This window comes from Bacteroides sp. AM37-9 (assembly GCF_003603455.1).
Classification (GTDB): Bacteria; Bacteroidota; Bacteroidia; order Bacteroidales; family Bacteroidaceae; genus Bacteroides; species Bacteroides xylanisolvens.
Genome location: NZ_QTNF01000048.1, coordinates 15,101 through 41,323 on the forward strand (window position 1 = coordinate 15,101; position 26,223 = coordinate 41,323).

Here is a 26,223-nt window from a genome sequence, read left to right on the forward strand (position 1 = left end):
AAGGCCGCTTCCGTCATTTATAACGGTATGTACGGGAAAAGGAATCCTGCCGTACACAGGTAACAGAAATGGATGAACAGAAAACATTGACATTGGATTTCATCAAATCCCTGATGGAACCGGCCTATACACTAATATGGACGGACTACAATGACAACCTTGACAATCATTGCGGACTGATTCAAAAATGCCTTGACAGCAAGAGCCGCGAACATTTGTGGGAAAAGGCAGACGAGTGGTACAGCGATGCCGAATGGGAAGCTGTCCGTGAGATTATTGCGAAACTGAAAGAGGAATGTGCCGTATTCCATGACTTTGACGGGGAAGCGGTCGATGACTTCTTCGATGAATACGAAGATGAAATCCGTGACGAGATTTACAGCCGCAACGATTCGGACGTGGTGAAGGAATTGGTAAGGCATACGGATGACATCCCCATCCGTGTGGAAATGCTTTCCAACTATGACTGCATCAATTCCAACCGGTTTGAATCGCAAGGCGGTTACAGGTACGAGGAATCCTACTTCGGGGACATGGTGGACAGCCTTAACCTCAATCCGGCGAGGGTAAAGAAAATTCTGACAGAACACGGCTACAGGGCTTACGGGCGTTTCCCGAACCGTAAGAACCGGAACGGCAAGGAGCAGGTTTCCTACGAACAATTCTACGAGGAACTTATCAATTCCTGCTGCGGGGCGAACCTGCTGACTTACATCGGCAGGGTAAGCCTGAAAGAGCTGTATGAAGCCGACTTTTCATTGAAAGAGGTCATTATCCCCAAAGGCAACTGTTGCGGACTTTTCAGTTCGACGTATGGTGGTGGAAGCCTGCTTGAAATGGAACTGAAACGGGACGTAAAGCTGAAATTGGAAGTCAAGGACTATCATGGTTTCCGCTTCCGGCTGGATGACGAACGTTCCAAATATGACTGTTCGGTCCGGCATGTATATGGGGTGGACGACTCCTTTTTCGGGGATGCGGTTCGCATTGTATCCTGATAAAATCAACTGATCAACAATCAAATCATAGAAGATTATGGGAAAATATGATGTAAAAGTAAGGTACATCTTCGAGGGTACTTACACAGTGGTGGCGGAAGACCGTGAAGAAGCGGAAAGCATGGTGGCGGAAGACTGCGGTCTGGTATTGGGCGGCAACATCCACACAACGCGGGATGACGATGAAGTGACGGACTGGAAGTTCGGTTGTCATCCGGACTTGCAGGTTCTCTCCGTAAGGCAGCGAGGCGGGAAATCCCCCATGTCGGTGTTCGGAGACAGGATCGAAGAACTGCGAAAAGACATCATCGAAGCGATACGGCAGTTGCTCCATGACCATGCCATGAACGCGATACGGTTTCCGGAAGAGGATTATGACCCGGTCTGGGTGATATGGTTTGGCAAGAACGGAGACCCCTACGAATGCAGGGTGACAGGACTCCGGGTAACGGACAGCAGCCTGACCGTCCTTGCCGAAGAGAAAGAAAGCGGTGATGAAGTGGAATGTTACAGCCCGTTCGAACTCGGAGCCAGCAACATCGACTGGCTTTCCGGAATGTATGAGGCTGTATGGCAGCAACTGGAAGAGAGCAAAAAAGTAGAACCACAAGCTGAAGAACAATGAAATATCAAGCGGAAAATGCTGTCTCCAGCTTCTTCTACTATATGTGGAACGCCTGGAGCAAGGAAGAATGCAAGGTCGTATTTGGAGATATGTACCGGCACTTCTGGGATAAATGGTCCGCATTGGCGGACAAGTCCATATTCGGCGCGGCGGAACGGTTCTTTGCCGAGTTATCGGAAAACAACCAGAAACTACTCGTGGAACGTGCCGTTACACTCTATGACGGCAGGGCTTTCAGAAAAGAGCCGGACGATTCCGACATCCTTGTCTGTAAAGAATGCGGTTCACGGCAGTTGGAAATCCAAGCATGGATAAACGCCAATACGGATGAACGTATCAGCTATGTGCATGATGACAATAACGGGCTGTGGTGCGATGGGAAATGGTGCGAAGAATGTGGCGTTCAGGTCTTTTTCTGTACTAAGGCGGAGTTCACACAAAAGATGCAGGGCTGGTGGGAGTCGTGCGGTTTTGAAACAAAGGAACAAATCACAGGGTTGAAAGTCTGTGACTCTCCGCCTTCCGAAAACACGCAGACATTCATTGATGCGGCAGACCAATGGTGGAACAGCCGGGACTACGAACATAAACGGGAAATTTACAACAGGTATAATTCTAAAAACGAATAATATGCAGATTAACATCATTGAACAGATTAGCAACTCATGCAGTTGCAGCCATATGGAAGCGCAGGAATACTTGGATTCTGAAATCCGGTACCTGCGCGAGTTGCAGGAGGCGGACGACCTGAGGGAAGATGACATCGAAATGGCGTGCAGCAACCTCGGACTTGACCTTGACAACCAGGAATATTTTATCAACCGCCTCGCAGGGGCATAAATACCTATAGCTATGGCTTATTTTCATAACATACATTCATTGGCGGACCTGAAGAAGGAATACCGCCGTCTGGCATTGCAGCACCACCCGGACAAGGGTGGTGACACTGCCATCATGCAACAGGTGAACACCGAGTTTGAAAGGCTCTTTGAAGTCTGGAAAGACAAACCGGATGTCTCTGCCGCATCAACCGGGTATGAACATGACTATCCGGGTGCCACGGCAAAGGAATATACCGAGTACGTGTATAATGAATACCGTTGGAAAGGTCGCAACTACAAAGGGCAACATGCCCCTGAAATCGTAGAACTTGTGAGAATCTGGCTAAAGGAAACCTATCCGAGATATAAGTTCTCCGTCAGACGGGAGAACTACAATTCCATTTACATCAAACTGATGAGTGCGGACTTTGAGGCGTTCACCAGGGAATCCGGCAAAGTACAGGATCATATCAACCACTACAACATAGAGCGGAACCCCGATCTTACAGACCGTGCCAAGGAGGTGATGCTGAATGTCTGTGACTTTGTCATGTCATACAACTTCGATGACAGCGATGCGATGACGGATTATTTCCATACCAATTTCTACCTGACATTGGCTATAGGGAGTTACCGGAAGCCTTACAAGGTGGAACTGCCGAAACTTGACTGCAAGGGGAAGGACAAGCCGGAAGTGTTCAAGCATCCCGAAGGTCCGGCACATAAGGCCATCAGGCAGGCGTTGGGCACAGCCCGCTTTGATTTCATCGAACACAGGAGGCATTCCGGCGAAATGATACTCGGAGAAGACCATTACGGCTCACACGGAGAGCATTATTTCTGGCCGAAGGATTATTCAAGCGCGAAACTGGCTCAGAAACGGATCGACAAATTGGAGAAAGCCGGTATTCGGTGCAAGCTTACCGGATATAACGGCGGTTACATTCGTTTTATCGGCTACACTCCCGAAGCAGAAGCGTTACTGGAGAAGGAACGCCAGGAATACATCACCGCCCATCGGCAATGGCAAACCAAACAGACAGTAATCAATTAAACTTATCAATATGGAACCGAACAATTTGAACGAATGGTGGGGCGGACAGCCCGACGGACTGAAACAGGCATTCTCTCTTTTTCCCGATGGACGGTGGAAAGAGGCGGACCTGTATTTGCGAATCAATATCCGTAACTACTGCCTCCTGAAAAAAGGAGGGCTGCTTCCCGAAGACAAGGACCGCTCGATGCTCAGCGAGATTGTCTGTGAGCTGGCCGATACGGAGCTGTGCCGTGCAAATGGAAAGACACTCGAAGACATGTGCGATACGGACGGGGCTTTTCTGGAAGAGTACCAGGAACTGTTCAACCGGATATACGATGAACTGGAAATGAGAATTACGGATTATATGAACGGACAATCAAAAAAAATGTAACAATGAAAGCAAAAGTGTTCAAGTACAAGTCTGACGGGAATACCGTCGTGGCTTCTTATATGGAACTGGAGCCGTATGCGAAGAATGTATATCTCTCCCTGTCAAGAAAGAACGAAGACGGGAATGAAGACGATGACTGTTTCCATGTGGTCTGCCGGATTGAAAACGTTTATTTTTCCAGCGGGCAGTATTCACGCCGGTTTCTCAAGGGAGAAGGTTGCAGAGAGGAAGCCGCCACCTATTGCAGGAACTGGATTGCGGATACGCTTCAAAGTGCGGAAAGAGGAGCCTTCGTCAATTTGATCTCCGTCCGCGTGTTCGAGGCTCTCGGACTTGACACCACTTCCCTGGTGCAAGCCCGTGAGGAGTATAAAAGAATACAGGAGCAGAAACGCAGGGAGCAGAAGGAGAAAGAGGCGGAAGAGCGCAGAGTGCAGGAAGAGCAACATCAGTGGCTACTCAATGAACAGAAACGGAAATTCCTGGACGGGGAACGGATTACGGGAGAAATGTTCCTTGAAATCACCGGAAGGGACGGTTTTGACATCCATATCAGAACCAAAGGGACATTCAACAGGCATGTGAGGGGCATTGACAGGAACGGCACCGTCAGTTCCCGGAAAATCAAGGGCTGCCGGACTCCGGACTTTACCGGATGCCATAAGGCCGTGTCCGCCTATCTGGCGTTCATTACAGAAAAAGAGGGCAAATAATTAAATCCGGGGCGGTAAAGGTCTGCTCCATGCAGCTGTTACCGCTACCGGCTTCCGGCCTCACAATTCACGGTTCAGCGCCATTGCCAGCGGAAACATCAACCGGTTATAGGCTTTAAGCTTTTGCAAATTCAGCACATATCCGGCATAGGGATTGGTCAGATCGGTATAGAAGAATACATCGGTAAATCCTGCGTGTTCCTCCACGACTTCACCCTCCAACGGAATCTCCTCCACATTGAACCGCTCCAGAGGCAGTTCTTCCAGACGGGTCTGTTCCGCATTTCCCAACACATTGAGGTTACGGTTAAACAGCACGAATCCTTTCTTCCTGTAATCCACACGCATACCGTACGGACGCTCCACAAGGAAAGCATCCGCCGCTTTCTTTATATAGTTTTCCATAAAACTGAAATTAGAATTGCAAAAATACATCTTTTGTCCGGCAATGGCGAACAAATCAGGAAGAGAATCGCCACAGACCATGCAAAGCACACTACCGTGTATTTTATTTCCCACCCTGCAAAGGTAGTCCCGTGTCCGGTGTACCCTGTCAAGGTCAGGCCCCTTGCGGGGTTGGCTGAAAGAAAATCATCCTCGCCTGACGGCTGCGGTATTTTCTTTCGCCAAACCTTGCGGGTACTGCCACGGGACAGTCAGGCAGGTGAGAAATAAAAATACCGGCTCCCGGAGCCGGACGTGTTTAACAGATAAAATACAATGAATCATGAAAATCCTGAATGAAGAACATTTCGAGAATGTTAAGCGTTATGCCGAATCCATCGGTGACACCTCACTCCGGAAATGCCTGGAACGGTTGAAGAGCTGGGAGGAAAATCCTGACTGTCCCAGCGAAATTTCACTCTACTATGACCATGCCCCATACTCGTTCGGCTTCACCCAACACTATCCCGACGGAAGGACAGGCATCGTGGGCGGTCTGCTCTATCACGGAATACCGGACCGTTCTTTCGCCGTGACACTACAGCCGTTCCATGGATGGCAGATACACACCTGATGAGAGGCAAACGACAGTATTAACTTTATAAAATTCAATTCAATATGGAAACGACATTGACAGTAATGGAAAGACAACAGCAGTTTGACTTCCAGAAAAACGGAATTGAAGTGATGAACTTCGAGACACTTCAACGCACCTATAAAGAAAATGACATCTACAACAATCCGGTGCAGGGCATCTACCATTACCAGGTCATCCGGCGCATGATGGACATCTGCGAGAAATACAATCTCGATTATGAGGTGGAAGAAATCTTCGCTGCCCAGAACAGAAACAAGACACAGCCGGGAGTGAGCATCCTCCCGCAGGTGGAACAGACACATGGCGAAAAAGCCGTGGAAGCCCATATCCTGCGCCGTATTTTCGCTACTATCCGGATCAGGGATTGGGAGACGGACGAGCTGACAACCACACTGGTCGTCGCCTACCACCAGGACGGCATACAGGCAGCCATAGGCCCCTGCGTGAAGATATGCCATAACCAGTGCATCCTCTCACCGCAGCGGAGCATCAGCAATTACGGGAAAAAGAAGGTGACAACCGATGAGCTCTTCGAAACCGTGGACGGCTGGCTGGCCAATTTCGAGGTGAACATGAACGAGGACATTGCAAGGATTCAGCGGTTGAAACGCCGGATTATCCCGATGGAGGAAATCTACCTGTACATCGGCTTGCTGACAGCCTTGCGCGTTTCCCATGACAGTTCGGACAGAAACCTGTCATCCACTGTAGAAACCTACCCGTTGAACCAGAGCCAGATTTCCATCTTCACGGAAGAGGTGCTGAAACTGGCCATGAGCAAGGGACAGATTACCGCATGGGATTTGTACAACGTGGCCACTGAAATATATAAGCCTGGAAAGACAGACTTCCCGGCCCTTATTCCACAGAACGGAGCCATGGCGGAACTCCTGCTTTCCCGTCTCTCTGAAGAGGTGGAAGTACAGGATGCCGTTCCGATAAACTGACATGCAAGCTTCTCAAGCCAAAGAAATAAGGGAGAACCTGACAGTGATAACAACTGAAAGATTCTCCCTTTTTCATTTACTCTTCAAAAAGCAGCATGAATTCCACCTTCCTTCTCCGTTCGATGCTCGGAACCACTTTTCCTTTATAGCACCTGAAAGAGACATATTCCTTGTAAATATTGCGGTCTCCCGACTCCAGCTTCTTTAACAGACGGCTTTTCGGTCTTTTTCCATATCCTTTTAATCTGTAGGGTCCCACATTATATGAAAGGACTGCTGCCAATAAAGAATCACGCCCCAGATAACTGAACATGCGGCACAGCTTACGGAGGTCTTCCCTCAGAATGGAGTCTCCCTGCGCTTTGGAGATGCTGTTGGTAAACCTCTCCCCGGGAAGAACCTTGTGACCCCACCCGACATAAGGCCAATGCTTTTTCTCTCCATGCCAGCCCTCGAATCGCTTGACACACTCGACCGCAAGACTGAACCTGTCCGGACTTGCCTTTACCGGATTCTCCGCCCTTGAAGGCATACCCGGAAAAAAGACCGTGGCGGAAAGTACCGCAAACCATATTGCTTTTAACTTCATCATAGGCAGGACCGGCTTAGTGTCCGACAATTGTGACCGGCAATTCCTTACTATCCGCAGTCACGACGGAATCCTCGTCCTCCGTCTCGTTGTTGAAGTCAAAAGTCAATTGGTAAAGCTGTGCCGGTTCGCTGTTGTCCTCAAAATAGATGTCAATTGTCTGCTGATCTTCGCATTCAGAAGTGTAGTATAACCTGAACACCTCCCTGTCAAGGGGATAGCGGTCATTGGGCAGCAGCACCATCCCGTCATCCATGCGGAGCGTACCCTTGCCGTCCGGCTGGAAATAGCGGATGGTGTAGCGGGCATCGGAAAAATGTCCTTCACGTTTGAGTTCACAGCGTATTTCCACCGTCTCGCCTTTTATTATACGTGTGGGAACAGGCATGTTCTCCACCTTGAACGGATAAGACTGCTGTACTTCCATTTCATCAGAACAGGCGGACAACAGCAAAACCGCCAGACCCAGGAACAGGACTGCCACCATTCCGGCCAATCCTCTTTTTTTATTCATTGCATTCATATTCTATCAGATTTTAATACGTTATACTTTATTCGACACTTACAGGAACTTATGTTGCAGGTATTCATTCAGGTCCTTGTAGCCTTTATACAAAGAGGAACAATCCACCAGTTTATCCGCATAGCGTTTGCGGAGTGCCTCCAGCGTGCGCCGTCCGGCTTCATCCCGATCCAGATAACAGTTGACCCTCTCGTACCTGTCAAGAATAGGGAACGAGCGTTCCAGCGATGACACCGAGTTCAACACAAGATAGTCGTCTCCATATCCCAGACCGAGTTCCAGCCACGAAAGGCAGTCGATAAACCCCTCGAAGAGGTTGCATGTGTCCGAACCGTTATCCATCAGTGAAATGTCCTTAGGTGACAGGCTGGCCTTGAAAAACCGGTTGCGCAACTCGTATCCATCGCTGACATTCCTGAATCCGATGGCGAAATACCGTTTCCCGTGCAAGGTATATCTGACTTCCCGACAGTTCGGTACAGCCACATCGCTGCTAATGCCGCGTTCCGCCAGATATCGGAGCAGGACTCTGTTGTATAGAGGCCCGAAGCGTACATCCGTGAAACTCTCCTTCTTGAGGAGATCCTCCCTGTTATTCCCATCAGTGCGGGAAACGGTCTTGTGCTCGGGGGCGAGGCCGCCCCATGTCTCTGTGATGAACCTGGCCTGCGCCTTGAAATCCCCGCTGCCGATAAACTCCCCGGCAAGATTGAATATGTCACCTCCCTGCCCGGTGCCGAAGTCATGCCAGATTTCCTTTCGTACATTCACCTGGAACGAGGCGGTGCGTTCCTCCCGGTACGGGGCCAGATACCAGTATTCGTCACCCCGTCTTCTTGCCGGTTCATATCCCATCCTTGCCAGAAAAGCGGCGATAGGGATAGCTTTTATCTCTTCTATAGTCATAGATGTACAGTTTTAATGGATAATGAATTTGATTCCCAATCCGAATTGGGTTGTAAACAGATCCAGGGAACTTCCCCACAAGGCACGTTCCCGGATATTGGCAAGCAGGACAATGCGGTCTGTCAGGTAAGTCTCAAGTTCCAGGGTTATCGCACCGCCATAGACAAACGCATCCTTGGCGAGCAGCGTTGAGCCGTCATACAGCATCCTGTCTCCCCAATTCACGGTTTCATAGCCGGCCAGTGCGGAACCGCCGATGGAGAGAAAGACCGTCCTGGTCGGGTCCGACAGGAATTTCAGGTAATAGCCGCCTTCTGCCGTGAACTGTGCGCAGGGCACATTCACGTTCCGGTACCCGTAATTCTTCATCAGATACTCGGTACCTATGACCCAACGGTCGGCTCTTTTGGTATATCCTGAAACGGCAAATCCGGCATAATGATTCAAGGGGGATTTCGAGCCGTTCGCAAATCCTCCGCGCAGTTCCACGCCCTTCATCCCGGGCAGGTACCGCTGGGCATGTGCCCGCCCCGGGAACAGGGCAAGCGACACGGCTGTAACGAATAGGAACAGATACTTCTTCATGACTACTTTACTTTAAGTCCGTTTATAACTCTGGCTCTCACGATATCTTCACTTTCCACGGTGAAGGTCTGGTGCCTTCCACCGCTTTTCTCATGCATTTCCACCACCAGCACCTTGTCCGAGGGAATGGTGAATTTGTCCAGGACGAAGACGGTGCGCCCGTCCTTTTTCCCTGCGACAGTTGTTACATAGTCGTAAGCACGCAAAGGAAATATCACCTGTTCCTGGATGGCGGTACGTTTCATCACCTTCTTGTCCACAATCTTGAATGTCACGAAATCCACTTCATAAGGTACGTTGGACCGGTTCCTGATTTGTGTATGAAAGTACAGCAGCCCGTTATGGGTGTAAAGACCGCGCAGCAGGTACTGGATGCCGAACGCCTTGCTCCCGATATGCTTGATGTGCCCTTTGTTGTTCTTGTGGACGGACTTCGAGATGAGATATACCAGTTTCGGAGACTCGCTGCCGAGTTCCTTCAGGTAAATGTCAAGGGCGTTGTTGGGACGGTTCACTTCGCTTCCGTCATGGATGAAATCCTTCATCTCGATGTTCAGCAACAACGGTTCTTCCGCATACTTTACATTGAATGTATAGAAACTTCCGCTTTCGGTTATCACGGACATGTTGGTCTCCTCACGGAAATTCTTTACGGTAGCCTTTACACGAATGACATTTTCCGCACCGTCCGCCTTGCCTGCAATGAGGTTCGGCGATCCGAGGTCCACATAACGCACCGAAGACGGGAAGATGATATGCGTGGTCTTGTCGTAAGTCACTTCCAGACCGTACGGCGGTATCATCCGGTCGAAAGTGAGTTTTCGGGTCAGCCCGTGATAGAGGTCCCCGTCTTCCTCTTTTTGGGGATACACTTCCTTGACCGGTGTGATTCCTTTGTTTACTACCGCTGCGCTGTCGGTTTCAGTCTGGGCAAAGGCGCCCATGGTGCCCCATGCAAGGGCAAGCATTACAAATAACTTTTTCATGTTGATTGAATTTTAATGGGTTGTCATTGATTGTCATTCTGATAAAGCATCAGGGTGTAACCGGATTTGAGATGCACCTTCTCTTCACGCATCTTCCGGGAGATGTACTGTGAAACACCCTGTATGGCACCCTTCCCGAGTTCGGAAAGTAGCTGGTCGCCTGCCGACTGGTTGGTGATGGAGATGCTCGTGCCGAGATTCTGCCCCAGATTGGCGGCAACCTCCTTGACAGCGTTTGCTTCCATGGATCCCGGAATGAAGATGCCTTCCTGTCCGTCATTGTCATACACGGCAAGTTTCACGGGGATGATGGTACCGCCATATTCCACCTGAAGGATGTTGACGTGAAGCCTTTCTCCCTGTATGCGCCCTTCTCCGATGAGCAAGGAGTTTTTGGGAAGGACATGCTTTCCTACACGCATCGCTTCCAGCAGTCTCATCCTCACACCCTGACCGCTGATTACAGTCTGGTTCCCGTGGATGCAGGCACATATGGTATTCCTCACGTCTTTTTCATTCCTGTGACCAATCGGGGTATGGAATCTTTCCGCCAATGTCCTTCCCGTTAATGACACGGAATCCCGGACCGGTTGCGGCAACGATGAAACCACGGGAGTGGAGACCAGCCCGACGGGAACGGCCTTCATGTTTCCATCCCGTCCGGCTTCTTCATCCTCCGGGCGGCTGTCCATCCTTTTGCCGCCATTACCCGGCATGTATTTGGCTGCGAGCTCGTAGGACTTTTCCAAAAGTGCCACCTGTTCCTCATAACCCGGCTGTGCATTCTGTGCGGCAACCGTCTGCTTCAGTTGTTCCACCTCGGCTTTCAAGGCCTCCTTTTCCGGGTCTTCCTGCGGTGACTCGTAAAAGTTGCCGAGAGTCCTGTTGATGTCATTGTAGGCGGAGACGGATGAAGAGCGGGCTTCATTCCTACTGTCACTTGCACGTGGACTGCCATCCTTGGTATCCGCATCCGATGACAATGCCACGACAGCTCCGGAGTTTTCATCCGCAACACCTGAGAAGTCTCCCAGTGTACGCATTTTTTCCGCCTGTTTGCGCTTTATGTCAGCCTGCTCGTAGGCGGCAATCTTGTCTTCCTCTATGTCGGCTCCTCTCGGGTCAGGCAGTTCGGTGTTGAAGCCCGCATTTTTCTCCTCCTTTTGTTTGTCCTCTTCGGACGGTGCGAAAATGAACCACATCGCACCGAGGAAGAGAAGGAACATCCCGGCAAAAACCAGGTATTTCCTGATTTCCAGCCTCTGTTTTAATTTATTAATATCATTACTCATTTTCTTTCTGATTGAATCGGTTAAAAAACTCTTCCATCTCCTGCACCCTTTTATCCGGGAGTGTATCGGCAGGAACGATATCCGGAATGTCCAACGGGGCTATCTCAATGATGTCCCGCTGTACATCTTCCCGCCCGATGTCATAGATGGCGCGGAAAATCAGATAGAAATTTCCGAGAGCAAACAGGACAGCCAGCACGATGACTGTCAACATTCTCTTTTCCGGAGAAAGCCCGGCACACAAACCCCGAAGCTTTTCTGCAACGGTTTCCTTGATTCTTACAAACATTTGTTTCATACATTCAAAATTTTAACGGTCATACACTTTGATATCCCTGTTCTCCACCACACGGAAGGCTTCAAGGATGAAACCGTGCGGATTATTGTCGCTGCGGGTGGAGTTCAGCAGCCTGCCACGTGTGACAAGGCTGCGTTCGGTCACACTCTTCTCCCTGATAATGGAGAGTTTCGCATAGGTCACGACCTCATACGGATAGGTATTGAAATCGCACCTGACACTGTCAATCCCAATCCGCTGGCTCATGTTTCCCGAAATGATCCGGTTGTAATATCCCTGCTCTGCCAAATCCACATAATGGGCATAGGCAGAACGGTCACTGAGGAACATGGCCCGTTGGATATTACCCTCAATCGCACTCTTGTCAGGGGATAACGTAAAGAACAGTTCATGGAACCTCCTGACATGCTCCCTTGCCTCCACCGGACGGTTCTGCTCCAAGTCCTGTGAAAGGGCCAGCATCAACGACTTTCCTTCATCCAGAACATAGATCTTCTCCCGTTGCGCTTCCGCAAAAGTGTAAGCCTTCCATACGGAAAAAAACACAAGTAGCGTGCATACACACAGATAGACAATCCCGAACAGACGCAGCTGTCGGAAGCTGGTCTCGATATTCTTCAATGATTTGAATTCCATTCTGTAAATGTTTTATACTGTTATTATTTGATAAGCCTTCCGGCAATGTTTCCCACCGCTGCTCCTGCCGTACCAGCCACCAGGGAACCGGCCTGGGATGCCCTTTGGTTCACATTCTTGAGGTAGTTGCCTGCACCGCCTCCGGCCTGCACAATCCAGTTTGATACGGTCGGTATGGTGAAATACCCGATGATGCCGATAATGAGGAAAGTGATGTAAACCGCGTTTGAACTGTCGGGGATGAAATCCGGATCGGAAAGCCGCTCGATATCCCTCTGTAGCATCAGCACCTGGATTCTCGCCAGCACACTGCTGAACAGGTCGCTGACAGGAAGCCAAAGGTAGATGCTGATATAGCGGACGAACCACTGGCTGAGAGAAGCTTGGAAACCGTCCCAGCAGGAGATGGCGAAAGAAACCGGACCGAGTATCGAAAGGACTATCAGGAAGAATGTCCTCAGCGTGTCGATGACCAGCGCCGCCGCATTGAACAGAAGTTCCAGCAGTTCCCGGAAGAAATTCTGTACGGCCCTTTTCATGTTGTACATCGCGCGGTCCACATACATCCCGCAGGCTTCTATAGCGTCAAACGCACCCAGCTCGTCCAGCCTGTTGTCAAAAGTCTCCTTGTCGACCAGATAGGCTGTCTCGGGATTCCGTTTCATCGCCTCAATCTCCAGCTTGTCCTTCTGTGCCCGGTACTCGTTCATGTCAAAGGTCTGCGACTCCAATATGGTATGGGTCCCTTTCACGACGGGCGAGAGGATGCTGTTCAGCGTACCCAGAACGAGTGTCGGAAAGAACATGATACAAAGCCCCAAAGCGAACGGACGCAAAAGCGGAAAGACATCCACAGGCTCGGCACGTGCCAGAGCCTGCCATACACGATACGCCACATAGAAAAGCGCTCCCAGACCGGCAAGGCCTCTTGCCACACCGGTCATCTTTGAGCAGAGCGGCATCATTTCCACATACAGATTCTGTAAAATCTGATGCAGGTTGTCAAAATCTATAGCCAACAATAACATAATGAAAGCGGATTAGGAATTACCAATAACGTTCGTTCGGTGAGCCGTAGAGTGCCATCACGCGGTCTAGGTCGTTCTGTTTCTTGGCGCGCAGGTAGGACACCCCGATGTTCTTGTTGGTGTAATACTGTACCAGACTGCGGTTTTGCAACATGTCGTTGTAGCAGCGGTCGATGATATCCATCCTTTCCTTGTCGTTCATGGAAAGCCCGTTCTCGTTGACCACCGTCTTCAAATCGTTCAGCAAATGGGCACTTTCTTCCAGCAGTTTGGTGTATCCCAAAGCAATCGCGCTCAGTTCTTCCGGCGTAAAATACGGGTCGCTGAGCATACGCTCGAAGCTGGTGACATAGATGTCCGTGATATCGCCCACCATCAGGATGGTCTGCTGGACTTTGCGGGCATCACGGACAAGGTTCTTGACCTTGCGAAGCCCGTCGTAATACTCCTTGCCCTGCTGGTAGATTTTCACGGTTTCCTGAAAACTATTCGCCATATTGGTGGCAGTGGAGGATGTGTGAACGATGTTCTTGGCAGCATTGATGATTCCCTGCGCCAGATTGCCCGGGTCGCTCACTACCCATTGGGCTTTCGCTGTGAGGCTGACAAGGAAGCAGCCCATGCACAGCATAAGAATTTTCTTTTTCATGATGTTTCTATTTTTAATTGTGAATAATTCTGTTAAAAGTCAGATTCCCATTTTCCGCCCTTTGGACGGCGGGTTCCGGAGGATGGTCCGTTGCGCCTGTCTCGGTCGGTTCTCTATTCCGGAATTCTCCCTCTTGCGTCTGATGGAGGCGAAGAGTTCGTCTGCATACGGCCTGCGTCCGGTCATTCTGACGAAACGGGCATCCAGCTCCCGGTAGGCTTTCTCTGCCTGACACGAGCGTTCCGTCGCGGAAACGTTCTTGTCTATGCCGTACTTGGCGAGAAAATCAGGACTGATTTGCAGGATGTCGTGAACCACATCCGGTGAGGCCGCAATCCGTCCCAAAATCTCCAGTTCTCCATCCAGTCTTTCCAAATAGAAATCCGGCAGACGGACATCCTTGATGCTTTCCGCAGCCTTTTCCGCATTCCTGCACAGACGGCTTTCCAATATCACCCCCTCATCATATGCTGGTTCCGGCCCGGAACGGTTCAGCCTGTCAAGCCTGTCATAATCATCCGCAAGCCCGTACCTGAGTGCCACATACCGTGAAGGTGGCATAAGATGCACGGCCAGGTTGCAGAGTTCCCACATGTCGCTCTCTTTCCGATGGAAGTCCAGAATCCGGACAGATGACCGCACTTCTTGCGGTGACGGACGTTCCTGCTTGCTTTCCGGATTTTCCTTCGAGTAAACATCCTGCATGAATGTGTACATGGCAAGCATTCGGTGGACAGGGACGGCTTCTTCAGGTCTGATATCCATAAGCCGGGAACCGTTCTTCTCCATGAAATAAGTATCTTTCAATGCCTCCATCAGTTCCGACCTGTCCGTTTCCGCCGTTTTTTCCGGTGTCGGGAACAGGTACGAGGCTGACAACAGGCAGGAGACTTGGGTAATCACATCCTCCGACTTCCTGTACCGCCTGACCAGTTCCGACAGCTTCCGGTACTCCTTTTTCCGGACAAGTACCCTTGTCTGTTTCATCACTTCCGTCAACTCCTTGAGGCGCGGCTCGTCCAGATAGCGGCGCTGCTGTTCTTTTATCCATTCTTTCATTTCCATGATTCGTGATTGTTTTTCGGTTTTCATGTGATTCCAATCCCTTTCACCTGGCTTCGCTTGCTATCGGCCAACTGCCTGATGGCAAGCTCTATATTGCCTCCGAGTTTCTCCGTAAGCCGCATCAGCTCAAGTTTTTCGGTCTCTTCTGTGGTGTAGCAGACGTACTCCTCAAGTGAAACCTCCGTAGCATAGACTGCTGACTGTGAGCCTCCGAGACCAATCCACACTTCCTTGTACTTTCGGGAAGGATTGTTTGCCATGTTGATGGAAAGTATCTGCGCCCGCTCCTTGTCGGTCAGACCGAGCAAGGTCTGGATCTCATCGAACTTGTTCATATACTTGCGCTGGTCAAGGAGAATCTTACAGTCACTATTATTAATGATGGTGCCCTTGACAATCGGAGAAGAAATGATGTCCTCTACTTCCTGGGTCACGACCACGGCCTCGCCGAAAAACTTTCGGACGGTCTTGAAAAGGTAGCGGATATAGTTGCTCATATTGGCGGATGCCAATGCCTTCCAGCACTCTTCGATAAGGATTATTTTCCGGATACCTTTCAACTTGCGCATCTTGCTGATAAAAGTCTCCATGATGATGATGGTGACAATCGGAAGTAGCACCTTGTTGTCACGGATATTGTCCAGCTCGAAGACAATAAACCGTTTGCCAAGCAAATCAAGCTGTCTGTCGGAATTCAACAGGAAGTCATACTCGCCACCCTTGTAATAAGGTTCCAGCACATTCAGGAATCCCCACACGTCAAAATCCTTCTCACGGGTTCGCTTCTCTTTCAGGATATCCTGATACTCGTCACGGATAAACTCATAGAAGGTATCGAAGGAGGGTTTTATGCTGCTGTCCCTGCGGATTTTCTCCAGAAAAAGATTGACCGCATTAGATAGTGCCACCTCCTCGGCACGTGTCGGCGGCTCGTCGTCACGCTTCCACAGGGTAAGGATAAGCGTCTTGATGGACTCTTTCTTCTCGATGTCGAAAATTCCGTCTTCCACATAGAAAGGATTGAAGGCGATGGGATTATCCTCCTCGTAGGTGAAATAAATCCCGTCCTCGCCGTGTGTCCTCGCGTGGATCAGGTTGCACAGCCCCTGGTAGGAGTTGCCCGTATCCACCAATAGCACGTGTGTCCCTTGCTCGTAATATTGCCTCACCATATGGTTGGTAAAGAAGGACTTGCCCGAGCCGGACGGGCCGAGGATAAATTTGTTCCTGTTCGTGATGGTGCCGTTCTTCATCGGCAGGTCGGAAATGTCCAGATGGACCGGCTTTCCGGTCAGGCGGTCCACCATACGGATGCCGAACGGAGAGAGCGAATCCTTATAGGAGGTTTCCCCGATGAACAGGCATAGGGCCTGCTCAATAAAGGTGTGGAAACTCTCCTCGGACGGGAAATCTCCGGCATTGCCGGGTATTGCCGCCCAGAACAGAGTCGGCACATCCACCGTGTTGTGACGCGGTTTCGCTTCCATCAACGCCAGCTGGCTACCTACATCGTTCTTGATGCGCTTCAACTTTTCCCGGTCATCGCTCCAGGCCATGACATTGCAGTGTGCGCGGATGGAGGTCAGCCCCTTGCTGTGCGCCTCGTTCAGGTACTCTTCAATCCATTCGCGGTTGATCTGGTTGGAACGGCTGTAACGGGAAAGCGAATGCATGTTCCGTGCAGTCTGCTCGAATTTCCTGAGAATTTCCGCCGAATCATCAATGAAGAGGTACTGGTTCACCACATGGTTGCAGGTAAGCAGAATGCCTATCGGTGCGGCAAAGGACAGCCGACAGTCGCTCCGGTCTGTCGAGAGCCTTTCATACCGGCAGTCGGTTGACACGTTCGACGGCAGGTCTTCCGGATCGGAAAGCGTATGAAGGCACAGGTAGTTGTCGCCCACCTTCATTTCCCCGGCACCGAGTGACAGATCCTGCAAGCAGGTAGCATCTTCCTGCGACATGGAAAAATACTTCTCGATGATGCCGGCGGAATTTTTGCTCCCGATGATTTCCTCATCCGTCAGGCGGATGATACGTAGCAGGCCGCTGTCGTTCACGATGCGTTCGAATTGTCCGCAACACTCCATGAACCGGGTGACGGTTTCCTTGTCCTGCATTTCCTTGGGGATAATGAATCCCCTTGTAAGTGCATTGAAACTGCTGGTTGTCCGGCTGTGCTCCTTCGTGGTTTTCGTAAGGAACAGGTAACAGGTATGCTGCAAATACGGCCGCTCGTTGAAATGGCGTTCGAAACTGCGGCTCAGAAAGCTCAGGTCTTCCTTGCAAATATCCGGTTTATATCCCTCTTCGATGAAGAAGTCCTGCTTGTGTACGATGCTGTAGTTCGGCAAGACCTTTACCGCTTTTGCCCAGGTGGAGTGCATGGACTCGTACTCGGCACGTGTCAGCGTGAACAGTTCCGGCAGTTCCACCCGGTATGCTACGGTGATGTCCGCATCCTTGCTGATGATGCAGCCGTTCTCCACGGACAACAGTGGGAACTTGCTTTCCAGCGTGGCTGTTTTCATTACGTTTTTCATGCTTTTCTGTTTTTAATGGTTGGAGAAAACAACCGGAGGAACTTTCTCCGGCTGATGATGTAGCGGGGATGGCTGCGCAGCGCATGGAGTTTCATAAGGCCCCATTCACCGTATTTCGAATTCATCCTGAAAGTGACCCAGACCAGCACCGATGCGGAAACGACCCCGAAACCGATGCAGACCCACTGGTCGATACCTGCCATGTACATGACGACGAAGATTACGAACAACGCGAGCAATCCTCCCGCAAAGATGAACAGGTACTGGCTCTTGAGTCCCTTGAACTCCGGGCTGCGCCCAATCCCCTTGTTGACATTGAATTCCGCCATATTACAGGAAGAATGAGCGTAAGATGGTGGCGGCGACAATCAGGAAGATACACGCACCGAACCAGCTGGCGGCAGTCTTTGAGGTATCCGGGTCGCCTGACGAGAACTTGGAATAGACCTTCACGCCTCCGATAAGGCCGATAACGGCACCGATGGCGTAAATCAGCTTGGTGCCGGGATCGAAATACGAAGTGACCATATTGGTAGCTTCCGTAATTCCACCGATACCGTTGCCCTGGGCAAATGCCCCCATTGAAACCAGCAGCGTCATGGCTGCCAAAAAGAATCTTTTTTTCATGTGTCGAAACTTTTAATTAGTGAGACAAAAAATGATTTCGACTGCGAATATATAGTGCTTAATTTATTGATTTACAAACTGTACGATATGTGACACCGTATGACATCACGTTACATCGGCAGGGAATTTTCAACCATTCAAAAAGGGTTTTCCCGGCAATATGAAACAGTAAAAACAGGATAAGGAGAAAGCGGCATTTCATTTCTTCCGGCAAAGGTAGCCCCGTGTCCTGAGAAGCCCGGCAAGGCGGCCCTGCGGGCTGGTTGCCGTGAAATAATCATCCTCGCTGCGCTTGCGGTATTTTTTCACGGCAAGCCTTGCGGGATTCCGGACCGGGGCGGAAAAGCCTTCAGGAAATAAAATACCGTTCGGTTTGAATGGATATATGTAAAACAAAAAACAGAAGATAACATGGAAACAAGAAACAATCAGACAGTGGCTTTCACGGGACACCGTAAGGAACGTATTCTGCAAGGGTTCGGAAACGATCCCCGGATACTTGCACAAATCAGGGAAGCTGTGGCTGGAATGGTAACAGAACTGTACGGGCAGGGATACAAGGAATACTACACCGGGATGGCCAGCGGATTTGATATGACTGCTGCGGAGGCGGTCTTGCAGGTCAGGGAGAGATACGAAGGTATCAAGCTCATAGCGGCAGTACCTTTTCGGAAACAGCCCTTGTGGTTTGAAGCGGAAGACCGGCTGTTGTATGCCCGTCTGTTGGAAAGGATGGACCAGGTGGTCATGGTTTCCGAGAATTACCACAAGGGCTGTTACCTGCGCAGGGATGAATACATGGTACGTAAGGCGGATGTTATCGTTGCCTATTGGGACCTCGTACCGAAAGGGGGAACATTCTACACGGTAAGCAAGGCGTTGGAATGCGGCAAGCCGGTCATCAACATCCACGAAAGGCTGAGATAGTGGGAACCGGGTTGTGACATTTACATAACTTATGCAAATCCACATGAACCGGGAACAAGCCGGAATGGACAAACAGGATATATTAAGAAACTATAACTTGAATGTCCGGACAAAACCGGTATCTTTGTCTTTATGAATCAATCCGGTAGCCCGGCTTTATGTATCGCGAGGCAGTATCCGATATCCGGAAGCGGCTCCTGATGATGTGTACAGCCCGTATCTTGAATAATAATATTGAAAAAAACTATGAACCATGAATGAAAACTGGCCTGAAATTGTGGAGGATTTGTCACCTTGTCTTAGACCGGGAGCGATAAAAGGAGATTATCTGCGGGATGTAGGGTATTGCCTGAGATATCTCGGATGGAAAAAGACCAACGGGACAATGGTGTTCCGGGACATGTGGCATTCAGGTGGGGATGACTCCGGACATCCCGATATACTGCTCTGTAAAAAAGAGAAGGACGGCACTTGTCTGCCGGTTCTTCCTGTTGTAGTAGAGTTGCCTGACAGTGAACCGTCCGGACGGCTGGCGTTGTCAATGCGGCAGTTAAAGCTTGATATCGGATTATATATAGGAAAAAATATCCGGTTGTATTATCAGACTCCCGGTTGTAAGGATGAACCGGTCTGCGCATTTGTGGCGGACTTTCAGAAAGATGACATGAACGGAAGTGCGATTTGCGACCTGCTTCTTTATGAGAACTTCAGTCCGGAAAAGATGAACGGTTTTGTAATGGATGCCATACATGGGTAATAAGAAAAACTTTATACCGGCACTTGTGCATTAATGCTCCCGCTTCATTCCCCATACCAAAAGCCATTTTTATTCAATGGAAGATAATAAAAATGGCTTTTGATATAAACAGAATTTTAAATTATATCAGAACCCGTTTCCTGCTGCATCTTACGCTCCTTCTTTTTCTCTTTTTGCAGCTTTTTCTTAGCCTCCATTTCCGCCATGATCTGTTTCAGAGGCTTGACCGTTTCCGGTTCCTCACGTTTGAACCGCTTGAAATAGATACTTTCGATAAACTGTGGAAGCGGAGCTTTCCAGACCTCTTGCCTGTGGTTGTCTATCTTGCCGAGCTTGTCGGGATTCAGACCCAATTCACGGGCCATCTGCACCTGCCTGTCTGAAAGGCGGTGACGCTTCTGCGCCACCAGCCATTTTTCTAATATCGCTTTTGTCACTGCCATCGTTCATTTTTTTGCAAAGATAGAATTTTGCATTGATTTCTCTTAAATACTTGTTTGTCAGCATTACCTTATAGTCCATAATATATAAGTGCCAATATTGGCAGAAATTTAATATGACGATGGAAATAAAAAGAGACAGTTGGGATATATATAAATTTCCAAAAACAGGAAAAGGCACACCGATATCACATCGACATGCCTTCTGAAAAATATGACAACAAAGAAGCAATTAAACAAATTCATTTATATCGAATGCCCCTGTCTCATTTTTTGTATTATCCATTTCTGAAATTTGTGAGTCATCACAAAGCATACTATCAATAAGATTTCCTATCTTCTTTTTAATAGCGGTTTCTTTCCGCATAATTCTGATGATTTCTTCTTCAGATAGATAGATGCGTGGGGCACGAATTGCAGGATTTCTTTTTATGCCAAAAGATTCTGCTTCTGACTTCGGCATTGCTTGTTGTTTTTTGTTTTTCACATTCGATTCCATATTTACATGTATTTATTCCAATCAATTCTAATCTGTTCCAAAGATTGTTTTGGCGCCTCTTTTCCATTTGGCATATTTTCCTTAAGCAGTTTTTCCAATTGGCTTTGAGTACTCAATTCGGTTGCAAAGAACCTGAACAGGTCTGTATCCTGAAGTTGGTACAGGGTTTCGGCTGCATTTCGGATTTTCTTTCTGTCATCCGTCCCCAAAATAAGTACATCAGCGACATTGTTCAATTCTTCAAAAGTCAGTGCCCTTGAAAAATCCGGGTCAGGAACACACCCGTCATTTGACATAAGTTCCCGTTTTTCCGATTCTGTCAGTCCCTTTTGTGAAGAGAAACCATCTATCACATCATCCGGATCTATATCCTCATCTTCCTCTATAGGCTCTTTCTTCATAGGTTCAGAACGTGTGGGAGTTTTTCTCGCCATGTCCGGGTCTTCAAGATAGACTATTTTTGTCTTTCCGATTACTTCATTGTACTCGTCCAGTGGATTCGGCTGCGTTTCGGTTTTCTCTTCATGCCCGACTTTAAGGATATCCTTCTCCGCTTGTGCAATCCACGCTTCAGCCTTGTCCAGTCTTGCCCTATACCGGGCTTTCCTTGCTTTTTCCGCCATCCGCTTTTTGCGTGATTTCCATAACCGGATACGTGCAATACGCATATGACGAAGCTGACTATCCCAAAAATTATAAACTCTCGGACTGAAAATGAACATCCATACCTTATATAATATGTAGGTTGCCGACATGGCTTTTACTGAAAAATAAATTAATGTTGTTTCCATGACTATTGAATTTTAGGGGGTGAAAAACGGTCTTTATACATTCGGGTGATTTCCTCGATGTTGAGTTCTATATGCTCAGCGATGATGTTACTGATATAGCTCGCAATACTTACTTCGGGAGCTATCACATGGAGATAATTCTTTATCTCGTCGTACAGCTTGCGGTTCAGGTACACCTGGATGCGTCCTGGCATGGGGGTATTCACCAGATACTTCTGACGAAAGTTACTGTCACATTCGGGCATATTGCAAGGTTTGGGATTTTTCCGGGCAGTTCCTTTTTCCGTATCCTGCCTTTCATTGTTTTCCTCTTCCGGAACCTCAACCACTATGATATCCTCGTTCTCGATGGCATCAGGAATGTCACCGACCATATACCCCCTGATTTTTTCTTCATTCACTTTTACAATTTTCTTTGCCATATCTCAATTACAGGTTAAATTTTACAATCAGTTCGTTTGCCAATTCCTGCAATCCGCTGCCTTTAAGCTGTCCTGCCGGCGGTGGAAGGAGCGAGCAGCGGAAATAGGTACGTGTCCGCGATGAGAGTTCCTTGTCATAGCGACAGAGATCGGGAATCATTGAATCCAGAATTTTCAACCCCTGTTTCTTCATCAGTGCCATATAATTGTCAAGCACTTCGGTATTGCTTCTTTTCTTTACCTTGGTCCAGAACAGGAACACGTCTTTCAAGGGAATGTTCTTCCGGTTTTCCGCACATTTCATAACACTTTTGGCAAAGACAAAACTGCTGTCCATAACGAAATTGTCAGCGGCAATGGGGGTCAATACATAATCCACATTGAAAATGGTCTGCAAAACGCCGGATATGTCCATAGACCCCGGCAAATCTATGAAAACGATATCAAAATCTGCTTTTGCCGCCAACTCTCCGGCCACCTGGCGTGCATTCTCCGGCTTTGCCTGCCTGATAGGATAAATCCTGCATCCCCTGAGCCTCTGTTCCTCCAGCAACACCATGTACTTCTTGTTTATCTCCACCATCTCCATGTCCCGTTCCCTCAGATTGAACAGGCTGCGCTGGGTGGCGTCACAATCAACGATAGCCACATTCTTGCCCATCGAATAATTCAGGAGACTGGCAAGTGTTACCAACATTGTACTTTTGCCGACCCCACCTTTCTGGTTGCTGACCGCAACGAATAACGGATTCTTCTTCATAACTGAACTTTTTTAATGGTTTATTACACTATTGTTTTACTTGTCTGTTGTTTGCTTTGTGACAAGGTTTGTTAGTGATATGGTTACTTTGTGCTCACCAACCGGCAAACCGACCAACCGATAGTTATCTGCCCCAACAAAGCAAGTAAACAATCACTGCCCACCTGTTGCAACAAGTGTTTTCGCTAACCGACAATACAACGGACAGCCACTTGATTATTGGTTTGTTTTACCGTTCACGCTGCAAATAAAAGGGTATTTTTTCATACCTGCACTATGTTTTAAGGGAGGTGACGACCTGTGTCATCATTTGTCATCACGTTACATATAACCCGCTATTTTACAATAGGATAAACCGCCATAACTTTGCACCGGCAACGGAACGGATACCGCTGCGGAGGTTTCCCGAAGCCGAAGAATGAGGCTGAAGGTCAAAACTTAATTTGACGAAGGAAAATTCATGTTCAAGCGAACATAGCAAGTTGTGTTTTGAGGCACCCGAAATAAATTCGGGCACTCAAAACAACTTGCCACTCGCCTGACGGCTCGGGGAGGATTCACTCCAAAGTCGTGAATCCGGGGCCGGAAGATTAGAAACTGAAAATATCAATGCGTATGGAAGAAAACAAGAAGAAAAACTCAAGAAAAAGCGCAGGCAGGAAACCAAAATCCGACCCTGCCGTGCATCGTTATGTGGTACGGTTGAACTCGGAAGAGAACGGACGTTTTGATATTCAATTCCAAAAATCAGGATTGAAAGAACGCTCCAAGTTTATCAAGACAATGATTTTCGGCAAGGAAATCAAGGTGGTGAGAATAGACAAGGCGACGATGGATTATTATATCCGCCTGACCAATTTCTACCACCAATTCCAGAGTATCGGCAACAACTACAACCAGACGGTGAAAGCCGTAAAGACAAATTTCGGGGAGAAACGGGCTTTCGTCCTGCTCCGTAATCTGGAAAAAGCAACAATAGACTTAGTGTTGCTGAGCAAGCGGATTATCATGCTGACCCGTGAGTTTGAAGAAAACTATCTGATAAAACAACGGAAGGAGGAGGAAAATGGTGGCTAAAATCAACAGAGGTGCTTCGCTCTACGGTGCAATCATCTACAACCTGCAGAAAGTGAACGACAATACAGCCCGCATCATTTACGGGAACCGCATGATTGCCAATGTGTCGGGGAACACGGAGCGTGTCATGCAACAGACCCTGTGGGCGTTTGACAACTACCTGCTTGCCAACAAGAATACAGAAAAGCCAGTCCTGCATATATCGTTGAACCCTTCTTTGGACGACCGGCTCACGGATTTGCAATTCACGGAACTGGCCAGGGAGTATATGCAGCGAATGGGCTATGGCAACCAGCCTTACATTGTATATATGCACGAGGACATAGACCGGAGGCATATCCATATCGTTTCCACCTGCGTGAACGAAAAAGGTGAAAAGATAGACGACGCCTACGAGTGGAACCGCTCGATGAAAGCCTGCCGGGAACTGGAAAAGAAATTCGGGTTGAAACAGGTGGATGACAAGCGCAAGGAACTATTGGAGCCGTATCTGAAAAAGGCTGACTACCAAAATGGTGATGTGAAGCGGCAGGTTTCCAATATCGTCAAGAGTGTATTCTCCACTTATCGTTTCCAGTCTTTCGGCGAGTACAGCGCCTTGCTCTCCTGTTTCAATATCGAGGCGAAACAAGTAAAAGGCGAATTTGAAGGAACACCCTATAATGGAATTGTCTATACGATGACCGATGATAGTGGCAAGCCGATATGTACGCCCGTCAAATCTTCTCTTATCGAAAAACGCTACGGCTACGAGGGATTGGAAAAGCGTATCGGGTACAACGCCCGTGAATACAAGAACAAGAAATGGCAACCGAAGATACGGAACGAAGTGGCGCTTGCCATGCACGGATGCCGTGGAAACAAGGAGGAGTTCACCCGTTTGCTCGCCGGGAAAGGTATTGATGTGGTATTCCGTGAAAATGATGAAGGACGTATCTATGGCGCAACTTTCATCGACCATAAGAACCGTGAGGTATATAACGGTTCCCGACTTGGAAAAGAGTTTTCGGCAAACGCTTTTGAGCGGCTGTTTAACAGTCCGACCAATATGCCTGACTTGGATATGCCAATGCCTGCTCTTAATCGGCAAGGCGTTTTCTCCTCCGAAATGGAAAGCTCCATCGAACAGGCTTTCGGAATCTTCGGCATTGACGCCAACGGTCCCGACCCGCAGGAAGAGGCGCTTGCCCGCAGGCTGCAACGCAAGAAGAAAAAGAAACGCCGTTCCCGCGGAATATCCTGATTACAGATTTTATAAACCATTAAAACTATATTCATTATGCAACAAGAAGATGATTTGAGGGGACTGGCCAAGGTCATGGAGTTCATGCGTGCCATATCCATCGTGTTTATTGTCATCCACGTCTATTGGTACTGCTACCGTTCATTCGTGGATATGGGTATCAATATCGGGGTAGTCGACAGGATACTCCTGAATTTCCAGAGGACAGCGGGGCTTTTCAGCAACCTGCTCATCACAAAAGTATTTGCCGTCATATTCCTTGCCCTCTCGTGTTTGGGAACAAAAGGCGTAAAGAATCAGAAGATGACATGGCAGAAAATATATGCCTCTTTCCTTGCCGGATTGGTGCTGTTTTTCATGAACTGGTGGATGCTCGACCTGCCGTTCAGTCCGATGGTCAATGCCACCTTGTACACGGCAACACTTACAGCCGGGTATATCCTGTTGTTGATGTCCGGCGTGTGGATAAGCCGGATGCTGAAACACAACCTCATGGAAGATGTATTCAATACCGCCAACGAGAGTTTCATGCAGGAGACACGGCTCATGGAGAACGAGTATTCCGTCAACCTGCCGACAAAGTTCGTCTATCAAGGCAGGGAATGGAACGGATGGATTAATGTTGTAAATGTTTTTCGTGCGTCCATCGTGCTTGGAACTCCCGGCTCGGGTAAGAGCTACGCAGTGGTAAACAACTACATAAAACAGCAGATTGAAAAATCCTTCGCCATGTATATTTACGATTATAAGTTTCCAGATTTGTCCGAAATTGCTTATAACCATCTACTTAAACACACTCAGAATTACAAAGTGAAGCCGGAATTTTATGTCATCAATTTCGATGATCCGCGACGTTCGCACAGGTGCAATCCCATCAACCCGAAATTCATGGCGGACATCTCGGATGCCTACGAATCTGCCTACACGATTATGCTCAATTTGAACAAGACCTGGGTGTGACCTGTAAAGTCGCGTAATTGATTGTTAAACAGTGATATTAGTTG

General features: G+C 48.7%; 33 protein-coding genes and 1 pseudogene. 14 read left to right on the forward strand and 20 right to left on the reverse strand.

The annotated features are described in order from the left end of the window. Positions 1–68 precede the first annotated feature (68 nt). Genes DW862_RS23350 through DW862_RS23380 form a run of 7 tightly spaced genes read left to right on the forward strand, consistent with a single transcriptional unit; the run spans position 69 to position 4,587 of the window. Positions 69–998, forward strand: coding sequence for a hypothetical protein (locus tag DW862_RS23350; RefSeq protein WP_005647139.1), 930 nt, complete (start codon positions 69–71; stop codon positions 996–998). A 37-nt stretch (positions 999–1,035) separates the two neighbouring features. Beyond that, on the forward strand, positions 1,036–1,623 hold the full coding sequence (locus DW862_RS23355) for a hypothetical protein (RefSeq protein ID WP_005647137.1): 588 nt from the start codon (positions 1,036–1,038) through the stop codon (positions 1,621–1,623). Continuing rightward, complete coding sequence (locus tag DW862_RS23360) at positions 1,620–2,252, forward strand: hypothetical protein (RefSeq protein ID WP_005647136.1); 633 nt, start codon at positions 1,620–1,622, stop codon at positions 2,250–2,252. Before DW862_RS23355 ends, DW862_RS23360 begins: the two co-directional genes overlap by 4 nt. Before the next feature lies 1 nt (position 2,253). Then, a complete protein-coding gene (locus DW862_RS23365) occupies positions 2,254–2,463 on the forward strand; it encodes a hypothetical protein (RefSeq protein ID WP_005647134.1) in 210 nt (69 codons plus the stop codon). A 12-nt stretch (positions 2,464–2,475) separates the two neighbouring features. Further along, positions 2,476–3,498 carry an LPD29 domain-containing protein gene (locus DW862_RS23370; protein ID WP_005647133.1) on the forward strand — a complete coding sequence of 341 codons (1,023 nt, stop codon included), beginning with the start codon at positions 2,476–2,478 and terminating at the stop codon, positions 3,496–3,498. A 10-nt stretch (positions 3,499–3,508) separates the two neighbouring features. Next, on the forward strand, positions 3,509–3,874 hold the full coding sequence (locus DW862_RS23375) for a hypothetical protein (RefSeq protein WP_005647131.1): 366 nt from the start codon (positions 3,509–3,511) through the stop codon (positions 3,872–3,874). Between the two features lie 2 nt (positions 3,875–3,876). Next, the gene (locus DW862_RS23380) at positions 3,877–4,587 is read left to right on the forward strand and encodes a hypothetical protein (RefSeq protein WP_117689223.1); all 711 of its coding nucleotides are present in this window, start codon (positions 3,877–3,879) and stop codon (positions 4,585–4,587) included. A 60-nt stretch (positions 4,588–4,647) separates the two neighbouring features. On the opposite strand, the gene DW862_RS23385 is transcribed toward DW862_RS23380, so the two are convergent. Then, positions 4,648–4,992 carry a hypothetical protein gene (locus DW862_RS23385; RefSeq protein ID WP_005647127.1) on the reverse strand — a complete coding sequence of 115 codons (345 nt, stop codon included), beginning with the start codon at positions 4,990–4,992 and terminating at the stop codon, positions 4,648–4,650. A gap of 322 nt (positions 4,993–5,314) precedes the next feature. Between DW862_RS23385 and DW862_RS23390 the strand changes: the two genes are divergently transcribed. After that, positions 5,315–5,605: a DUF4120 family protein gene (locus DW862_RS23390; protein ID WP_005647125.1), complete on the forward strand. Its 291-nt coding sequence runs from the start codon at positions 5,315–5,317 to the stop codon at positions 5,603–5,605. Positions 5,606–5,649: 44 nt separating this feature from the next. Further along, positions 5,650–6,576 carry a hypothetical protein gene (locus DW862_RS23395; protein WP_008777839.1) on the forward strand — a complete coding sequence of 309 codons (927 nt, stop codon included), beginning with the start codon at positions 5,650–5,652 and terminating at the stop codon, positions 6,574–6,576. A 76-nt stretch (positions 6,577–6,652) separates the two neighbouring features. On the opposite strand, the gene DW862_RS23400 is transcribed toward DW862_RS23395, so the two are convergent. Genes DW862_RS23400 through DW862_RS23465 form a run of 14 tightly spaced genes read right to left on the reverse strand, consistent with a single transcriptional unit; the run spans position 6,653 to position 18,303 of the window. After that, on the reverse strand, positions 6,653–7,168 hold the full coding sequence (locus DW862_RS23400) for a glycoside hydrolase family protein (RefSeq protein WP_008779475.1): 516 nt from the start codon (positions 7,166–7,168) through the stop codon (positions 6,653–6,655). A 13-nt stretch (positions 7,169–7,181) separates the two neighbouring features. Continuing rightward, positions 7,182–7,688 carry a DUF3872 domain-containing protein gene (locus DW862_RS23405; RefSeq protein ID WP_005644341.1) on the reverse strand — a complete coding sequence of 169 codons (507 nt, stop codon included), beginning with the start codon at positions 7,686–7,688 and terminating at the stop codon, positions 7,182–7,184. Between the two features lie 39 nt (positions 7,689–7,727). Beyond that, a complete protein-coding gene (locus DW862_RS23410; RefSeq protein ID WP_117589877.1) occupies positions 7,728–8,594 on the reverse strand; it encodes a toprim domain-containing protein in 867 nt (288 codons plus the stop codon). Between the two features lie 12 nt (positions 8,595–8,606). Beyond that, entirely contained in the window at positions 8,607–9,179 is a 573-nt protein-coding gene (locus DW862_RS23415) for a conjugal transfer protein TraO (RefSeq protein WP_005644336.1), read from the reverse strand. Between the two features lie 2 nt (positions 9,180–9,181). Further along, positions 9,182–10,165: a conjugative transposon protein TraN gene (gene traN / locus DW862_RS23420; protein WP_117589876.1), complete on the reverse strand. Its 984-nt coding sequence runs from the start codon at positions 10,163–10,165 to the stop codon at positions 9,182–9,184. Positions 10,166–10,188: 23 nt separating this feature from the next. Further along, complete coding sequence (traM, locus tag DW862_RS23425) at positions 10,189–11,457, reverse strand: conjugative transposon protein TraM (RefSeq protein WP_117616064.1); 1,269 nt, start codon at positions 11,455–11,457, stop codon at positions 10,189–10,191. Next, positions 11,450–11,755 (reverse strand): TraL conjugative transposon family protein, encoded by a 306-nt coding sequence (locus DW862_RS23430; RefSeq protein WP_005644331.1) that lies wholly within the window; start codon positions 11,753–11,755, stop codon positions 11,450–11,452. Before DW862_RS23430 ends, traM begins: the two co-directional genes overlap by 8 nt. Before the next feature lie 12 nt (positions 11,756–11,767). Continuing rightward, positions 11,768–12,391: a conjugative transposon protein TraK gene (traK, locus tag DW862_RS23435; protein WP_008777834.1), complete on the reverse strand. Its 624-nt coding sequence runs from the start codon at positions 12,389–12,391 to the stop codon at positions 11,768–11,770. Between the two features lie 23 nt (positions 12,392–12,414). Then, complete coding sequence (gene traJ / locus DW862_RS23440) at positions 12,415–13,419, reverse strand: conjugative transposon protein TraJ (RefSeq protein WP_008777833.1); 1,005 nt, start codon at positions 13,417–13,419, stop codon at positions 12,415–12,417. A gap of 19 nt (positions 13,420–13,438) precedes the next feature. Continuing rightward, positions 13,439–14,068, reverse strand: coding sequence for a DUF4141 domain-containing protein (locus DW862_RS23445; RefSeq protein ID WP_008777832.1), 630 nt, complete (start codon positions 14,066–14,068; stop codon positions 13,439–13,441). Between the two features lie 39 nt (positions 14,069–14,107). Beyond that, positions 14,108–15,160, reverse strand: coding sequence for a hypothetical protein (locus tag DW862_RS23450; protein ID WP_008777831.1), 1,053 nt, complete (start codon positions 15,158–15,160; stop codon positions 14,108–14,110). Next, entirely contained in the window at positions 15,157–17,676 is a 2,520-nt protein-coding gene (locus DW862_RS23455; protein ID WP_117589901.1) for a TraG family conjugative transposon ATPase, read from the reverse strand. Before DW862_RS23455 ends, DW862_RS23450 begins: the two co-directional genes overlap by 4 nt. Then, positions 17,673–18,005 carry a DUF4133 domain-containing protein gene (locus DW862_RS23460; RefSeq protein WP_008777826.1) on the reverse strand — a complete coding sequence of 111 codons (333 nt, stop codon included), beginning with the start codon at positions 18,003–18,005 and terminating at the stop codon, positions 17,673–17,675. Before DW862_RS23460 ends, DW862_RS23455 begins: the two co-directional genes overlap by 4 nt. A gap of 1 nt (position 18,006) precedes the next feature. Further along, positions 18,007–18,303: a DUF4134 domain-containing protein gene (locus DW862_RS23465; protein WP_005644316.1), complete on the reverse strand. Its 297-nt coding sequence runs from the start codon at positions 18,301–18,303 to the stop codon at positions 18,007–18,009. Between the two features lie 411 nt (positions 18,304–18,714). On the opposite strand from DW862_RS23465, the gene DW862_RS23470 reads away from it, so the two are divergent. Together DW862_RS23470 and DW862_RS23475 are read left to right on the forward strand one after the other, a co-directional pair. Further along, positions 18,715–19,230 carry an SLOG family protein gene (locus DW862_RS23470; protein WP_117616062.1) on the forward strand — a complete coding sequence of 172 codons (516 nt, stop codon included), beginning with the start codon at positions 18,715–18,717 and terminating at the stop codon, positions 19,228–19,230. A 253-nt stretch (positions 19,231–19,483) separates the two neighbouring features. After that, on the forward strand, positions 19,484–19,987 hold the full coding sequence (locus DW862_RS23475; protein WP_008777821.1) for a hypothetical protein: 504 nt from the start codon (positions 19,484–19,486) through the stop codon (positions 19,985–19,987). A gap of 116 nt (positions 19,988–20,103) precedes the next feature. Here DW862_RS23475 and DW862_RS23480 read toward each other — a convergent pair whose 3' ends face one another. From DW862_RS23480 to DW862_RS23500, 5 genes are all read right to left on the reverse strand, one after another. After that, positions 20,104–20,430: a hypothetical protein gene (locus tag DW862_RS23480; protein WP_008777820.1), complete on the reverse strand. Its 327-nt coding sequence runs from the start codon at positions 20,428–20,430 to the stop codon at positions 20,104–20,106. A gap of 229 nt (positions 20,431–20,659) precedes the next feature. Continuing rightward, entirely contained in the window at positions 20,660–20,926 is a 267-nt protein-coding gene (locus DW862_RS23485) for a hypothetical protein (RefSeq protein WP_117589793.1), read from the reverse strand. Positions 20,927–20,928: 2 nt separating this feature from the next. After that, positions 20,929–21,717: a DUF4122 family protein gene (locus tag DW862_RS23490; protein WP_008777818.1), complete on the reverse strand. Its 789-nt coding sequence runs from the start codon at positions 21,715–21,717 to the stop codon at positions 20,929–20,931. Between the two features lie 2 nt (positions 21,718–21,719). After that, on the reverse strand, positions 21,720–22,139 hold the full coding sequence (locus DW862_RS23495; protein WP_008777817.1) for a DUF3408 domain-containing protein: 420 nt from the start codon (positions 22,137–22,139) through the stop codon (positions 21,720–21,722). Between the two features lie 7 nt (positions 22,140–22,146). Then, positions 22,147–22,899: a ParA family protein gene (locus tag DW862_RS23500; RefSeq protein ID WP_005644302.1), complete on the reverse strand. Its 753-nt coding sequence runs from the start codon at positions 22,897–22,899 to the stop codon at positions 22,147–22,149. A gap of 609 nt (positions 22,900–23,508) precedes the next feature. Here DW862_RS23500 and mobA point away from each other — a divergent pair. The 3 genes and pseudogenes from mobA to DW862_RS23515 all read left to right on the forward strand — a co-directional run. After that, positions 23,509–23,976, forward strand: coding sequence for a conjugal transfer protein MobA (gene mobA / locus DW862_RS23505; protein WP_032560424.1), 468 nt, complete (start codon positions 23,509–23,511; stop codon positions 23,974–23,976). After that, positions 23,966–25,219 (forward strand): conjugal transfer protein MobB, encoded by a 1,254-nt coding sequence (mobB, locus tag DW862_RS23510; RefSeq protein ID WP_032560423.1) that lies wholly within the window; start codon positions 23,966–23,968, stop codon positions 25,217–25,219. Before mobA ends, mobB begins: the two co-directional genes overlap by 11 nt. A 36-nt stretch (positions 25,220–25,255) precedes the next feature. Further along, a pseudogene (locus tag DW862_RS23515) lies at positions 25,256–26,176 on the forward strand (YWFCY domain-containing protein); the annotation flags it as partial. Between the last annotated feature and the right edge of the window lie 47 nt (positions 26,177–26,223).

Bases quoted from the DNA above. Each gene is read 5' to 3' on its own strand.
- DW862_RS23415 (WP_005644336.1), bottom strand. From the start codon at position 9,179: ATGAAGAAGTATCTGTTCCTATTCGTTACAGCCGTGTCGCTTGCCCTG.
- traM (WP_117616064.1), bottom strand. From the start codon at position 11,457: ATGAGTAATGATATTAATAAATTAAAACAGAGGCTGGAAATCAGGAAA.
- DW862_RS23460 (WP_008777826.1), bottom strand. From the start codon at position 18,005: ATGGCGGAATTCAATGTCAACAAGGGGATTGGGCGCAGCCCGGAGTTC.
- traK (WP_008777834.1), bottom strand. From the start codon at position 12,391: ATGGAATTCAAATCATTGAAGAATATCGAGACCAGCTTCCGACAGCTG.
- DW862_RS23380 (WP_117689223.1), top strand. From the start codon at position 3,877: ATGAAAGCAAAAGTGTTCAAGTACAAGTCTGACGGGAATACCGTCGTG.
- DW862_RS23455 (WP_117589901.1), bottom strand. From the start codon at position 17,676: ATGAAAAACGTAATGAAAACAGCCACGCTGGAAAGCAAGTTCCCACTG.
- DW862_RS23445 (WP_008777832.1), bottom strand. From the start codon at position 14,068: ATGAAAAAGAAAATTCTTATGCTGTGCATGGGCTGCTTCCTTGTCAGC.
- DW862_RS23355 (WP_005647137.1), top strand. From the start codon at position 1,036: ATGGGAAAATATGATGTAAAAGTAAGGTACATCTTCGAGGGTACTTAC.
- mobA (WP_032560424.1), top strand. From the start codon at position 23,509: ATGCGTATGGAAGAAAACAAGAAGAAAAACTCAAGAAAAAGCGCAGGC.
- DW862_RS23405 (WP_005644341.1), bottom strand. From the start codon at position 7,688: ATGAATGCAATGAATAAAAAAAGAGGATTGGCCGGAATGGTGGCAGTC.
- traN (WP_117589876.1), bottom strand. From the start codon at position 10,165: ATGAAAAAGTTATTTGTAATGCTTGCCCTTGCATGGGGCACCATGGGC.
- traJ (WP_008777833.1), bottom strand. From the start codon at position 13,419: ATGTTATTGTTGGCTATAGATTTTGACAACCTGCATCAGATTTTACAG.
- DW862_RS23410 (WP_117589877.1), bottom strand. From the start codon at position 8,594: ATGACTATAGAAGAGATAAAAGCTATCCCTATCGCCGCTTTTCTGGCA.
- DW862_RS23465 (WP_005644316.1), bottom strand. From the start codon at position 18,303: ATGAAAAAAAGATTCTTTTTGGCAGCCATGACGCTGCTGGTTTCAATG.
- DW862_RS23385 (WP_005647127.1), bottom strand. From the start codon at position 4,992: ATGGAAAACTATATAAAGAAAGCGGCGGATGCTTTCCTTGTGGAGCGT.
- DW862_RS23495 (WP_008777817.1), bottom strand. From the start codon at position 22,139: ATGGCAAAGAAAATTGTAAAAGTGAATGAAGAAAAAATCAGGGGGTAT.
- DW862_RS23400 (WP_008779475.1), bottom strand. From the start codon at position 7,168: ATGATGAAGTTAAAAGCAATATGGTTTGCGGTACTTTCCGCCACGGTC.
- DW862_RS23350 (WP_005647139.1), top strand. From the start codon at position 69: ATGGATGAACAGAAAACATTGACATTGGATTTCATCAAATCCCTGATG.
- DW862_RS23430 (WP_005644331.1), bottom strand. From the start codon at position 11,755: ATGAAACAAATGTTTGTAAGAATCAAGGAAACCGTTGCAGAAAAGCTT.
- mobB (WP_032560423.1), top strand. From the start codon at position 23,966: ATGGTGGCTAAAATCAACAGAGGTGCTTCGCTCTACGGTGCAATCATC.
- DW862_RS23390 (WP_005647125.1), top strand. From the start codon at position 5,315: ATGAAAATCCTGAATGAAGAACATTTCGAGAATGTTAAGCGTTATGCC.
- DW862_RS23360 (WP_005647136.1), top strand. From the start codon at position 1,620: ATGAAATATCAAGCGGAAAATGCTGTCTCCAGCTTCTTCTACTATATG.
- DW862_RS23485 (WP_117589793.1), bottom strand. From the start codon at position 20,926: ATGGAATCGAATGTGAAAAACAAAAAACAACAAGCAATGCCGAAGTCA.
- DW862_RS23375 (WP_005647131.1), top strand. From the start codon at position 3,509: ATGGAACCGAACAATTTGAACGAATGGTGGGGCGGACAGCCCGACGGA.
- DW862_RS23450 (WP_008777831.1), bottom strand. From the start codon at position 15,160: ATGAAAACCGAAAAACAATCACGAATCATGGAAATGAAAGAATGGATA.
- DW862_RS23370 (WP_005647133.1), top strand. From the start codon at position 2,476: ATGGCTTATTTTCATAACATACATTCATTGGCGGACCTGAAGAAGGAA.
- DW862_RS23475 (WP_008777821.1), top strand. From the start codon at position 19,484: ATGAATGAAAACTGGCCTGAAATTGTGGAGGATTTGTCACCTTGTCTT.
- DW862_RS23470 (WP_117616062.1), top strand. From the start codon at position 18,715: ATGGAAACAAGAAACAATCAGACAGTGGCTTTCACGGGACACCGTAAG.
- DW862_RS23395 (WP_008777839.1), top strand. From the start codon at position 5,650: ATGGAAACGACATTGACAGTAATGGAAAGACAACAGCAGTTTGACTTC.
- DW862_RS23490 (WP_008777818.1), bottom strand. From the start codon at position 21,717: ATGGAAACAACATTAATTTATTTTTCAGTAAAAGCCATGTCGGCAACC.
- DW862_RS23480 (WP_008777820.1), bottom strand. From the start codon at position 20,430: ATGGCAGTGACAAAAGCGATATTAGAAAAATGGCTGGTGGCGCAGAAG.
- DW862_RS23365 (WP_005647134.1), top strand. From the start codon at position 2,254: ATGCAGATTAACATCATTGAACAGATTAGCAACTCATGCAGTTGCAGC.
- DW862_RS23500 (WP_005644302.1), bottom strand. From the start codon at position 22,899: ATGAAGAAGAATCCGTTATTCGTTGCGGTCAGCAACCAGAAAGGTGGG.